The following is a 12,699-nucleotide window of genomic DNA, read 5'->3' as shown; positions in this document are numbered from 1 at the left end:
TTGCAGAATGTCGCGAACGGCCGGTGATCGCCGGGTGGGTCGTGCCAGGCTGGTGGATCGTGCTGTTGCGACTGCCCTACCTGGCTGTGTCGAGCCTGTTCGCCTTCATGCGACTGCTGCCGATGAGCGCTGTGGACAAGGACATCGAGATATTGACGCTGTGCCACCAGTTGGCTGTCCTGCAGCGGCAGATCGACAGGCCATGCATCATCCCGAAAGACCGCGTGGTGTGGGAGCCGCCGTGGCATCTTGCTTCAAGGCGGAGCACACCCGAGTTGGACACCGGTGGCGTGACATCTGGGAAGCTGACGAACCCGGCGCCGCCGACGAACCTCTCACTTCCACTGCTCGGCAGGATCACGACGAGAAGGAGAGGATGGACGCCTTACTCCGTGAGCGCGAGGACCTTCAGCCCCCGTCGACCTCGCCGCCCCGCGAAGCCGTCGGTACCTATTGCATCGCCACAGTCTGTGGTTCCTCAGCTCGGCGAGGCATTCGCGGTCCCCGGAGTGCCACGCGTCATCGGTGCGGATCTCGGGGATCAGAGCGGCGAGCGGCTCGGGCGGCCAGGGGCACTGTTTTCAGGCAGGGGCATCCCCTCTCCTGCCGTCTCGATCGATAGAGGTTGACGGACGCGCTCTGTCGTCAACTGGTGCTGTGCCTTACCGTTTCCCCACATGGGGGACCACGGTGGGAAGTCTGAGGGAGAGTCACGCGTCGAGAACAATCTCAGTGGCAACGTGAACGGGCCCGTGGGGCAGTTCGGAAGCGTTCACATGCACTGGTCCGGCACGACACAGGACCCTGGCAAGCTGGCTCGCCACATGGCGAAAGTTATGCGGAAGGAAGCAGAGGTCAGGGAGGCCACAGAGGCTGAGGAGGCCCACGAGGCTGAGTTCGCGCATGGGGTGCGCCGGAATCTGCCTCGTTCTCGCTGTTGCCTCGTGCCTCACATTCGGGTTCCTCACCGACCGGTGGGTGGCACCGGTTGTACTCTCCATCGTCGGCGCGATTGTCCTGTTCCGTTGGGTCGCGCCCGCTGCATACCCAGAGGACGAAGAGCCCGACTTCGGGGGGGGGAGAGAGAGGCCCGGGAGAGGTGGGAGACCTGCGAAGTTTGGGAGTATTTGGAGGTTTGGGAGGAAGGCTAGGGATCGCTCCGCCTCTCCGAGCCCGTAGGCGCCACGTACCGCGAGGCGTTGACGCTGTGGTCGTCGAGTGCAGAGAAGTAGGGTGGCTGCGTCAGCTGCTCCGAAGGGGGTTCGATGGAAGCGGAGTTGGTGGCACTCGCTGCCGCAGGCGCTACGGTATTCGTTCAGCAGATGGCGGCGGACTCCTGGGAACAGGCCCGTGACCGTATGGTCTCATTCTTCTCACGTCACCGTAGTGGTGAGGAAGACCTGATCGAGGGTGAGCTAGAGACCTCGCGTGGAGAACTGGCGACGGCCATGCAGGCTGGCGACGAGCAGACCGCCTTGGATGTCGAGGCGGAGTGGCGTACGCGATTGCGGCGCACGTTGTTGGCTAACCGGGATGCCGCTTCCGAACTACGTTCAATTCTTGATGACTTGGCACCGCAAAGACACGATCAACAGGTCGCGGATGTCCGCAACACGATCAGCGGAGGCGTGCAGCACGGCCCAGTCATTCAGGCCGGCAACGTGGGCTCGCTGAGCTTCGGGACACCTTCCGGTCAGGGCTGAGTCCTGCGGAAGGTGCGATGGCCATGCGGGTAGCGGCCAGGGAGCACTGTTCTACGACAGCGGCATGGTGCCTCCATTGGTGATCATTCGAGCGCCAGGCGTATCTTTCGTCTCATGAGTGAACAGCCGTACGCACGCAATGAGTTGAGCGGCGACGTCGGGGGTCCCGTCGTGCAGTCCGGTGCCATTCACGGTGACGTTGTGTTCACCTCGCCCGCTGCGCCGATGGACCCGGAGGCGGCGGAGACGCAACGGCGTTGGAATGAACGCCAGCGGCGCATTCTCAATGAAGAGGCCGCCAAAGATGCAGCTGAGCAGCGCAGATTTGAAGATTACGTCAAGGTCATTCGCAGGAAGCGACGTTGGAACCTGTGGTTGCTGTCGGTTGAGAGCCTTGCCGTGACGCTGGGGCATCTGCGCGCTTTCCCCTCGGCTGCACTTGTTGGAGCCTTAAGCATTCTGCTGGGGCTGATCTCCCTGTCCGGCTGGGTCTACTGCTCCGTGCTCTTGTGGAGGGCTCGGACGGGGCGAACTATCCCGGTTCCCCGGCGCCGGTGGATGTGGTGAGCAGGTGGCGCCGCTTGTGCGCGGGGGAGTGCACGGCGCAGTGCATCGACGCTGTGGTCGTCGCACTTGATCGGCTTGTCCTCGCCGCGCTCGGACGCGGCGGGGTCCCATGTGTAACCCGGTAACTCGTCGACGACGTTGCGGGTGCCGAAAAATCATCCGCCCTGCTCACGCGGCATGTTGGTACTTGTGCAGGATGCCGCCGAGACGGTCGCGTCGCTGGACGTTGAGGTGGGTGAGCCGGTCACGACAGCGCCCCTATGCGGCCTGACCAGCGTGGATGAGGTTTCTAGCACCTATAGGGCGATGGGCGCACAGTACTGGTGTCGAACAGTCCGCCGGTCCGCCGATATCGGTCGTATGTTGGACGACATGACGCAACCGCGGTCCCACACGCGGCGAGGGCTACTCGAGCGTCCTGACGTCGTAGGCGGCGGGCGATACGGTGTCGCCCGCCGCCTGGCGGAAGGGATTCAGGTTCAGACGCTTGGGGAGTGACGTGGCGTCAGTTGGACGTGCTGCCCGAGACCCACTTGCTCCACGGCATGTTCCAGTCGCCGAAGCCGTTGTCCGGGGCCACCGTGGTCTTGTCCGCGGAGTTCTTGACGATCACGACGTCACCGGTCATCGAGTTGTCGAAGAACCAGGCCGCGGGCAGCTTGGGGTCGCCGGCGTTCCTGACGTCCTTCAGGCCGACGCAGCCGTGGCTGGTGTTGACCTTGCCGAAGACCGAGTCGCCGCCCCAGTAGTTGCCGTGGATGAACGTGCCCGAGGCGGTCAGGCGCATGGCGTGCGGTACGGCCTTGATGTCGTACGAGGGCTTGCCGTCCTTCTCCGTGAGGCCGACGGTCGCGCCGTTCATGTGGATCTGCCGGTACTTCTCGGAGATGACCATCCGGCCGTTGTACGTCGGGTGCTCGGCGCTGCCGGACGAGATCGGGATGGTCTTGATCGTCTTGCCGTCCCGTACGACGGTCATCTGCTTGGTCCTGGCGTCGACGGTGCTGATCTGGCTCCGGCCGATCTTGAACGTGGACGTCTTCTGGACGCCGTCGAGGTTCATCCTGACGGTGACGGTGGAGCCGGGCTTCCAGTAGTGCTCGGGGCGGAAGTCCAGGCGGCTGCTGTTGAGCCAATGGCCGACGACCTGCTCGCCGCTGCTGGTGCTGACCTGGATCTTCGACTCCACGGCGGCCTTGTCGCCGATCGCCTTGCCGAAGGTGAAGGACACCGGCATGCCCACACCGACGGTCGAGCCGTTCCCGGGGGAGAGGTGACCGAGGAAGTCGTTGGCCGGGGAGACCGTGGAGATCGTGGCGTTCGCGGTGGCGGAGCGGCCCTGTGCGTCCTCGGCCTCCGCGGCGACCAGATATCCGGTGGCCCGCTTCAGTGGGCCGTTCGGCTTCCAGGACGTGCCGTCCGCGGACAGGGTGCCCAGAACCTCGGTACCGGTCGCGGTGGCGGTCATGGTCACCTTGGTGAGCCTGCCGTTGCTGACGGTGACGTTCACGGGGGTGTTGACCCCGACGCCGTGGACTCCTTGCCCGGGCGTGATCTTTATTCGGGCGTCGGAAACGTCCTGGGCGCCCGCCTGAGGTGACTGTGACGGTGACGGTGTCTGTGTTTGTGTCTGTGCCTTCGTTTCCGGGTGGGTCCCGGTGTCGTTGGTGGCTGCGTAGCTGGTACCGCCCAGTGCTGTGAGTGCGAGTGCTCCGGCCGTAGCCATCAGTCCGGTGCGTCGCTTGCGTACGGTGATCAAACGCTTCTCCCATGCCGCTGGTCGTTGAATCCCCCGAGCCGATTACCGAAGGGGCAATCGGCCCCAAAGAAGCATTTTTACGGTTTAGTCCGGTTTGCGGGAGTGGTTTGTGGTGGGTTTCACGCGTGACGGCCTCATCTGTCGGTGATCTCGGAGAGCCATGCCGTGTCCTCCGGGCCGGGCGTTTCGAGACCGGGTGCGGGGAGGCGGCGGACCTCGCCCGTGCCCAGGATGATCGTGGCGCGTGGCTGCATCGGCCCGTGACCCCTGCGCGAGAGCAGGACGAGTTCCCAGACCGTCGCCGTCATGGCGTCGAGCCGGGCGGTGCAGTCGGCGCCGACGCGCCGCGGATCCCGGGTCCGGCCCAGGGACAGGTGCGGAGTGAAGGTCTTGACGGGTCCGCGGCAGAGGGGGAACCGCTGGTGCAGCGCGTGGTGCAGGTCCTCCCACGGTGCCCGGCCGGCCGCCGCCGGATCGAGCCACACGGTGGAGTGCGCCCTGTGCCGGAAGGTCCGCACTCCGTCCAGCCGGGCGGTGAAGACCGGCGTCCCGGCCGTTGCCGCGGCGAGCAGCGGGGCGGCCCGCTCGAAGTCGGCCTCGGGCACGAAGGGGAACAGCACATTGACGTGCGGCGGCCAGCGGTGGATCTGCGGGTCGTGATCCCGGCGGATGTCCTGGATCGGCGGCCACAGCTCCGCGGGCGGGATCCAGGCCACCGCGGTGCGGGCCGTCGGGGGCGAGCCGAGGGCGGCGACGCGTTCTTCCCGGCCGGAGTCCGGGTCTGCTCGTAGGTCCCGCGCCCCACCGGAGTCCGGGTCCGCTCGTGGGTCCCGTGTCCCACCGGAGTCCGGGTCCGCTCGTAGGTCCCGCGCCCCACCGGAGCCCGGGGCCGTTCGCGGCTCCCGTGCCCGGCCGAAGCCCGGGTCCGCTCGCGGCTCCCGTGTCCGGCCGGAGTGCGACGCGTCGACGGGGTCCACCCCTGCCGCCCGGTCCCGCGGGTCCTGGCGGCCCGGGTGGGCGGTCTCGTCGCCGGTTCGCATCACGCGTCCTCTCCCGCTGTCGCGCCGCCGCCTCCTCCTCCAGGGTGCCGCGCGGCCCGGCGTCCGGGCGTGTTTCCGTGACGTCAAACGTGATGTTGAATACGGAAACAATTTTGACATGAACACTTCCATCAAGTGGTTGTCCGTTGTACCAAATGAGGGCCAGCTTTCCCGCTCAGGGAGGTCCTGTGAGACGCGTCAAATTGAGATCCGCCCTTGTCGCCCTCGGTCTCGCGATGATGTTCGGCCTGGTGCTGACCGGTCCGGCGAACGCCGCCGGGCCGGCCTATGTCGCACTGGGTGACTCGTACTCGGCCGGCAACGGCGCAGGGAACTACGACAGTTCGAGCGGAGACTGCCACCGCAGCCTCAGCGCCTACCCCTACCTGTGGAAGAACGCCCACGCACCGTCCTCGTTCGCCGACACCTCCTGCTCCGGCGCGGTCACCACGGACGTGACGAACAACCAGCTCGCCCCGCTGAACTCCTCCACCGGCCTCGTCTCCCTCACCATCGGCGGCAACGACGCCGGCTTCTCGGACGTCATGACCACCTGCGTGACCGGCTCCGACACCGACTGCGTCAATCGCGTGAACACGGCCGAGAACTACGCCCGGAACACGCTCCCCGCCCGCCTGGACGCCACCTACGACGCCATCCGCGCCAAGGCGCCCAACGCCAAGGTGGTCGTTCTGGGCTACCCGCACATGTATACGCTCAACGTCTTCTGCGTCGGCCTCAGCGCCACCAAGCACAGCAAGATCGACGAGGCCTCGGACGTCATCGACGGCGTCATCGCCGCCCGTGCCGCCGCCCACGGCTTCGTCTTCGGAGACGTCCGCACCGCGTTCGGCGGCCATGAGCTGTGCTCCAGCGACGGCTGGCTGCACTCCCTGGTGGTCTCGCCGAGCTGGGAGTCGTACCACCCCACCGCCACCGGCCACGCCAGTGGCTACTACCCCGTCCTCAACGCCAACAGCTGACCCCCCGGGGCGAGCCGGCCCGGCTCGCCCCCTGACCTCCCCCGTCGAACGACGGCCGGACCTGGGCGGTGACGAGGTCGCACGAGGTCGCCGGAGAACCCGGGACCGGCTTCTCCTGAGCCGCGCCCGCCGGGCCGGTCACTGATACTGAGGAAATGGGCAAACTTGGGCGAAAAGTCCCGGCGAGCCGCCGGGGCGACCGTGTGCCGCCGAAGACCGGACCGCCGGAAGCCGGCCCGGAGGCCCATCGCCGATCCGTCGGCGCGCGTATGTGGTCGCGCCTGACTCCGCGCAGCGTCGCCGGTCAGGTCTTCCTGCTGCAACTGGTCGTCGTCCTGCTGCTCATCGCCACGGCCGTGGTGGTGCTCGTGATCCAGGACCGCAACCGCGCGATCCGGGAGGCCGGCGACCGGTCGCTGTCGGTGGCCGAGACGTTCGCGAACGCCCCGGGCACGGTGGCGGCGATGAAGAGCAAACACCCGACGGCGCTGCTCCAGCCCCATGCCGAGGTGGTGCGCAAGAAGACCGGCGTCGACTACGTCGTGGCGCTGAGCCCCTACGGCTTCCGGTGGACCCATCCGGACCCGTCGCAGATCGGGAAGCACGTCACCACCTCCTTCAGCGACGCGCTCGGAGGCCAGCCCCACCAGACCACGTTCGACAGCAGTCTGGGGAAGGCGGTCGACTCGACGGTGGCCGTCTTCGACGCCAAGGGGACCGTCGTCGGCCTCATCACCGTGGGGGTCACGGTGGACAAGGTGGCCGGTGTGGTGCAGCAGCAACTGCCGGTGATCTTCGCCGCCGGCGGTGTCGCGCTGCTGTTGGCCGCGGGCGGGTCGGCCCTGGTCAGCGGGCGTCTGCGGCGCCAGACCGGGGGCCTGGGACCGGTTGAGATGACCCGTATGTACGAGCACCACGACGCGGTGCTGCACGCGGTCCGTGAGGGCGTGATCATCCTGGACGGTGACGGAAGCCTGCTGCTGGTCAACGACGAGGCGCGCCGGCTGGTCGCGCTGCCGTCGGAGGCCGAGGGCAGGCCGGTCACCGAACTCGGACTGAGCCCGGCCCTGGCCGCACTGCTGGCATCGGGCCGGGCGGCCACGGACCAGGTCTTCCTGGCCGGAGACGTCCTGCTCGCGGTCAACGTACGGCCGGTGGGCCCGAACGGCGGCAGCGTGGCCACCCTGCGCGACACCACGGAGCTGCGCGCCCTCGCGGGCCGCGCGGACGTGGCGGGCGGACGCCTGCAGCTGCTCTACGAGGCCAGCACGCGGATCGGTACCACCCTCGACGTGACGCGCACCGCCGAGGAACTGGCCGAGGTGGCGGTCCCGCGCTTCGCCGACTTCGCCACGGTCGAGCTGGTGGAGTCCGTGCTGCAGGGCGGTGAACCGACGGGGGCGAGTACGGACATGCGTCGCGTCGCGACCGCGGGCATCCGGCAGGACGCGCCCCTTCGCCCCGCCGGGACGCTGATGCGCTACGTGTCCGGCAACCCCGTGGCCATCGGTATGACCACCGGCCGGTCGGTCCTCGTGGAGCACCTCGCCACGGCCGACGGATGGCGGGCCCAGGACCCGGAGAAGGCGCAGAAGATCACCGAATACGGTATCCACTCCATGATCTCGGTGCCGCTCAAGGCGCGGGGCCAATTGCTGGGGGTCGTGGAGTTCTGGCGGGCGGATCAGGCCCCCTTCGAGCCGGACGACCTGTCCCCCGCGGAGGAACTCGCCGCCCGGGCGGCCGTGTGCATCGACAACGCGCGCCGCTACACCCGGGAGCACATCACGGCCGTCACCCTCCAGCGCAGCCTGCTGCCCGGCGTCCTCCCCGAGCTGTCCGCGCTGGAGGTCGGGCACCGGTACCTGCCCGCCCAGGCGGGGGTGGGCGGCGACTGGTACGACGTCATCCCGCTGCCGGGCGCGCGGGTGGCCCTGGTGGTCGGTGACGTCGTCGGACACGGTCTGCACGCCGCCGCGACGATGGGCCGCCTGAGGACGGCGGTGCACAACTTCGCCGCCCTGGACCTGCCTCCGGACGAGATCCTCGGTCACCTGGACGACCTGATCACCCGGATCGACGAGGACGCGGCGGCCGAGGCCATCACCGGCGCCACCTGCCTGTACGCGGTCTACGATCCGGTCTCCGGGCGGTGTGTCCTCGCCCGGGCCGGCCATCCCGGTCCGGCGCTGGTCTCGCCGGACGGCTCCGTGACGTTCCCCGACATCCCCGTCGCCCCGCCCCTGGGCGTGGGGGCGGGTCTGCCGGTCGAGACGGCCGAACTCCGGCTGGCCGCCGACAGCCGTCTGGTCCTCTACACCGACGGACTGATCGAGGCCCGCGGCCGCGACATCGACGTGGGGCTCGGCATGCTGAAGCAGGCGCTCGTCGGGACGGACGGTGCCACTCCGGACGACACCTGCCGCACGGTGCTCGACGCGATGCTGCGCACCGGATCGAGCGACGACGTCGCCCTGCTCGTCGCCCGCACCCGGCTGCTCGACCCGGACCAGATCGAGGAGTGGGAGGTGCCCGCCGACCCCGCGGCCGTCCCCCGGATCCGCGCCGAGGCCACCCGCAGGCTGGAGGCCTGGGGGCTCGGCGAGGCCGCGTTCACGACCGAGCTGATCCTCAGCGAACTGGTGACGAACGCCATCCGGTACGGAGGGAGCCCCATCAGTCTGCGGCTGCTGCGCGACGGCGACAGCCTGATCTGCGAGGTGGGCGACGGCACCAGCACGTCCCCGCACCTGCGTCGCGCGACCTTCACCGACGAAGGGGGGCGCGGTCTGTTCCTCGTCGCGCAGATGTCCCGCCGCTGGGGGACCCGGTACACCGACCGAGGCAAGATCATCTGGGCTGAGCAGGCACTCGACGCCGGAGCCGCCGGTGATCTCGGCGCCCTCCTGATGGCGGACCTGTGACACGGGACGGAACCGGACCGCCGCGCACCGCGGGGCCCGGTGCCCCGGAGTGTTCAGGAGCCGGGGACGACCTTGAAGTACGGGATCTTGTCCGGGTCCTGGCCGAAGGCGCCCCCGAGATAGACGACCGACAGTTTGGCGAGCGTCCCGTCGTCGATCAGCTGCTTGATGACCCGGTCCAGCTCTTTCCTGTTGGGCGACCCCTTCGGATACAAGGCGCCGTAACCCTGGTCGGTCCGGTACTGGCCCACGAGACGCACCCTGCCCTCCCGCTTCTGGGGGTACGCCAGCAGGATCGTCGTGTCGTGGACGACCGCGTCGATCCGGCCCTTCTCCAGCGCGGTGACCATGTCCGGGTCGTTGGGGAAGGCGGTGACGGGCTTGGTCGGCTTGAGGCGGTTCTTCACGAACGCCTCGCCCGTGGTGCCCTCCGCCACGCCGATGCGGACGTCACTGATGTTGTCCTGGTCGATCTTCTCGCCGTCCCTGATCAGCACGCCCAGGGTCGAGGCGAGGTAGGGCGGGGAGAACTCGGCGACCTTGCTCCGTTCCGGGGTGATCGTGATCTGTGCCAGGGCCAGGTCGAAGTTCTTGGTCTTTCCGGAGACGACCTCCGGGAAGGGGGCGTTCTCCACCTTCACCCGGTCGAGTCCGGACCGGTAGGCGATGTTGGCGGCCATGCAGTATTCGTAGCCGCTCTTGATGCCGGCCGGGTCGCTGCCGCTGTTCCACCAGCCGGGCGCGGGCAGGGTCGTCTTGACCGTGAGGGCGCCCGCCGTCATGGGGGACAGGTGGAACTCCCCGTGACGTCCCGAGATCGGACAGTCGCCGTACTGCTGGGTCTTCGGGGACTTCGACCCGCCCTCGTCGCAAGCCGATGTCGCGACCATGAGCGCCACGCCGACAGTCAGAGAGACGATCGCTGCCGCGGCGCGCATCATTGCACCTCCGGTAGGGGCATACTCCTTGAGCCACCATAAATCACCCCGAACCGTACGACTGCCGGAGCCACGTGGGAGAAGTGTGCCGTTTCGGCGCCACCGTCGCCCCGGCCGCACGGCCGGTGGGGTGCGCGGAGGGCCGGGGCCGTGTGTCTCGTCCTACGGCGGAGCGGGCGCGGAGGGCCGGCCGGTGCCGGGCAGGCGAAATCCCTTCAGGGCGAGGGCGTTGACGGCGACGATGAAGCTGGAGCCGGACATGGACAGCGCGGCGATCTCCGGGCGCAGCACGAAACCGAAGGCCGGCTCGAACACGCCGGCGGCGATCGGCAGCGCCAGCGCGTTGTAGCCGATGGCCCAGCCGAGGTTCTGGTGCATCTTGCGCAGGGTGCCGCGCCCGATGCGCAGGGCGGTGGGCACGTCCAGCGGATCGGAGCGCATCAGGACCAGGTCCGCGGTCTCGATGGCGACGTCGGTGCCCGCGCCGATCGCGATACCGAGGTCGGCCTGCGCGAGCGCGGGGGCGTCGTTCACGCCGTCGCCCACCATGGCGACCTTGCGGCCGCCGGCCTGCAGTCCGGCCACCTCGGCGGCCTTGTCGCCCGGCAGGACCTCGGCGATCACGGTGTCGATGCCCAGCTGCCCGGCGATCCGCTCGGCGGTCGCCCGGTTGTCGCCGGTGAGCATGACGACCTCGACACCGAGCGCGTGCAGTTCGCGGACCGCGGCCCCCGACGTCTCCCTCGGCGCGTCGGCGATGCCGATGAGTCCGGCCGCGCGACCGTCGACCGCCGCGATCACGACCGTACGACCCGTGGTGGCCAGTCTCTCCCGGTCCCGGGTCAGCTCCGCGAGGTCGATGCCCTCGCGCTCTGCCAGCCGGAGGTTGCCGACCGCGACCCGGTGGCCCGACACCCGGGCGATCGCGCCATGACCGGGCACGTTCTCGAAACCCACCGCCCGCTCGGCGGCGATCCCCCTGGCCCCGGCGTACCGTACGACCGCCTCCGCCAGCGGGTGTTCGGACTCCCGTTCCACCGCGGCGACCAGCCGCAGGAGTTCCTCCTCGGTCGTACGGGCGTCCGTGAGGACGTCGGTGACCTCCGGCTCGCCCCTGGTGAGCGTGCCCGTCTTGTCCATGACGACGGTGTCGACACGGGCCGACGTCTCCAGGCCCAGGGCGTTCTTGAACAGCACGCCCCGCTTCGCACCGAGTCCGGTTCCCACCATGATCGCGGTGGGAGTGGCCAGCCCGAGCGCGTCCGGACAGGTGATCACGACGACGGTGATCGCGAACAGCATGGCTTCGCTCGGCGGGCGCCCGGCGAGCAGCCACACGGTCAGCGTCACGGCGCCGCCGACCAGGGCGACGAGGACCAGCCAGAACGCGGCGCGATCGGCCAGCCGCTGCCCGGGGGCCTTGGAGTTCTGTGCCTGCTGGACGAGTTCCACGATCTGGGCGAGCGCGGTGTCGGAGCCGACCTTCGTCGCCCGCACCCGCAGCGTGCCGTTCGCGTTGACGGTGGCGCCGACGACCGGTGAGCCCGGTTCCTTGTGCACGGGCAGGCTCTCGCCCGTGACCATCGACTCGTCGATCTCACTGGTGCCCTCCTCGACCGTACCGTCCACGGCGATCTTGGCGCCGGGGCGGATCAGCAGCAGGTCACCGACCACGATCTCGGCGGTGGGCACCTCGACGGGGTCGCCGTCGCGCAGGACGAGCGCCTTGGGCGGGGCGAGGTCGAGCAGGGTGCGGATGGCGTCGTTGGCGCCGCCCCGGGCCCGCATCTCGAACCAGTGGCCCAGCAGGACGAAGGAGGCCAGCACGGTGACCGCCTCGTAGAAGACGTCGCCGCCGCCGGTGAGGGTGACGATCAGCGAGTACAGCCACCCCGAGCCCACCGCGACCGCCACCAGCACCATCATGTCGAGGGTGCGGGCGCGCAGGGCCCGCCGGGCACCGTCGAAGAAGATCGTGCAGGAGTAGAGGATCACCGGCAGGCTCAGCAGCAGCGCCCACGCGTCCTCGCGCAGCCCGAAGGGGACGGGCAGGTCCAGGTGGAAGACGTTCCTGCCGATCGGCGACCACATCACGACGGGGACCGAGAAGAGCGCGGCGACGAGGAAGCGGTTGCGCATGTCGGCGACCATGGCGGCCATCGACATGCCCTCTTGCCCACCGTGCCCCGTCATCTCGTCCGGAGAAGCCGCCGGTGCGGGTCCGGGCGTCGGTGCCGGTGAGGGGGCCGATGCCGGTGCTGGGGCAGGTGTCGGTGCTGGGGCAGGTGTGGATGCTGGTCCGGGTCCGGGTCCGGGTGCTGGTCCGGATGCGGCCGGTGTCGCGGGTGGCCCGGGTTCGGCCATCGGGTCGCAGAGGTGCGCCGGGACGGACCGGCCCGCACAGTGACAGCCGCACTCCCTCACCCAGTGCCGCAGCTCGGTCAGGGAGGTGCGACGCGGGTCGTAGACCACCGTCGCCGTCTGGGCCACCGGGTTGGTCTCGACGTCGAGAACCCCCGGCCGCCGTCCGAGGACCGCGGTGACGGTGCTCTGCTGAGAGGCCCAGCGCAGCCCCCGGACGTCCAGCACGACGGTGCTGCGGTCCTTCGGCGCCTCCGTGCGGCGGCCGCGCTCGGTGTCGTGGTCGTACACGGCACCACTGTGACGCAGCGGCCGACGATCCCGCGCCGCTCCGGGGCGGACACCGTTCCTTCCCACCGGATGACGCAGTGGCACAGTGGACCTGGCGTCCGCTGGCCGTGGGGTGTGTCGGACACGGCGTCCG

General features: G+C 69.2%; 9 protein-coding genes. 5 read left to right on the top strand and 4 right to left on the bottom strand.

What is annotated here, in order from left to right:
* Window positions 1-59: 59 nt before the first annotated feature.
* The 3 genes from ACH4S8_RS26430 to ACH4S8_RS26420 all read left to right on the top strand — a co-directional run bounded on the left by ACH4S8_RS26430 (window position 60) and on the right by ACH4S8_RS26420 (window position 2,270).
* Window positions 60-629, top strand: coding sequence for a hypothetical protein (locus ACH4S8_RS26430; RefSeq protein ID WP_398398171.1), 570 nt, complete (start codon window positions 60-62; stop codon window positions 627-629).
* 636 nt (window positions 630-1,265) lie between these two features.
* Entirely contained in the window at window positions 1,266-1,703 is a 438-nt protein-coding gene (locus ACH4S8_RS26425; protein ID WP_398398169.1) for a hypothetical protein, read from the top strand.
* Between the two features lie 114 nt (window positions 1,704-1,817).
* A complete protein-coding gene (locus ACH4S8_RS26420) occupies window positions 1,818-2,270 on the top strand; it encodes a hypothetical protein (RefSeq protein ID WP_398398166.1) in 453 nt (150 codons plus the stop codon).
* A 505-nt stretch (window positions 2,271-2,775) separates the two neighbouring features.
* Here the strand turns inward: ACH4S8_RS26420 and ACH4S8_RS26415 are convergent.
* Together ACH4S8_RS26415 and ACH4S8_RS26410 are read right to left on the bottom strand one after the other, a co-directional pair.
* Window positions 2,776-3,996, bottom strand: a complete 1,221-nt coding sequence (locus tag ACH4S8_RS26415) for an Ig-like domain-containing protein (RefSeq protein WP_398398620.1) — start codon at window positions 3,994-3,996, stop codon at window positions 2,776-2,778.
* A 167-nt stretch (window positions 3,997-4,163) separates the two neighbouring features.
* Window positions 4,164-5,069: a 2'-5' RNA ligase family protein gene (locus ACH4S8_RS26410; RefSeq protein ID WP_398398164.1), complete on the bottom strand. Its 906-nt coding sequence runs from the start codon at window positions 5,067-5,069 to the stop codon at window positions 4,164-4,166.
* A gap of 188 nt (window positions 5,070-5,257) precedes the next feature.
* Here ACH4S8_RS26410 and ACH4S8_RS26405 point away from each other — a divergent pair, with 188 nt between their 5' ends.
* Both ACH4S8_RS26405 and ACH4S8_RS26400 read left to right on the top strand, forming a co-directional pair.
* A complete protein-coding gene (locus ACH4S8_RS26405) occupies window positions 5,258-6,052 on the top strand; it encodes an SGNH/GDSL hydrolase family protein (protein WP_398398161.1) in 795 nt (264 codons plus the stop codon).
* Window positions 6,053-6,321: 269 nt separating this feature from the next.
* Entirely contained in the window at window positions 6,322-8,976 is a 2,655-nt protein-coding gene (locus ACH4S8_RS26400) for a SpoIIE family protein phosphatase (RefSeq protein WP_398398158.1), read from the top strand.
* A gap of 53 nt (window positions 8,977-9,029) precedes the next feature.
* Here ACH4S8_RS26400 and ACH4S8_RS26395 read toward each other — a convergent pair whose 3' ends face one another.
* Together ACH4S8_RS26395 and ACH4S8_RS26390 are read right to left on the bottom strand one after the other, a co-directional pair.
* Window positions 9,030-9,914: an ABC transporter substrate-binding protein gene (locus ACH4S8_RS26395; protein WP_398398156.1), complete on the bottom strand. Its 885-nt coding sequence runs from the start codon at window positions 9,912-9,914 to the stop codon at window positions 9,030-9,032.
* Between the two features lie 162 nt (window positions 9,915-10,076).
* Window positions 10,077-12,566: a heavy metal translocating P-type ATPase gene (locus tag ACH4S8_RS26390; RefSeq protein ID WP_398398154.1), complete on the bottom strand. Its 2,490-nt coding sequence runs from the start codon at window positions 12,564-12,566 to the stop codon at window positions 10,077-10,079.
* Window positions 12,567-12,699: the final 133 nt, after the last annotated feature.

The sequence above is a fragment of the Streptomyces sp. NPDC021080 genome, assembly GCF_044333225.1.
Taxonomy (GTDB): Bacteria; Actinomycetota; Actinomycetes; order Streptomycetales; family Streptomycetaceae; genus Streptomyces.
The sequence above is the reverse complement of the archived record's forward strand: the minus strand, read 5'-3'. Positions and strand labels throughout refer to the sequence as shown.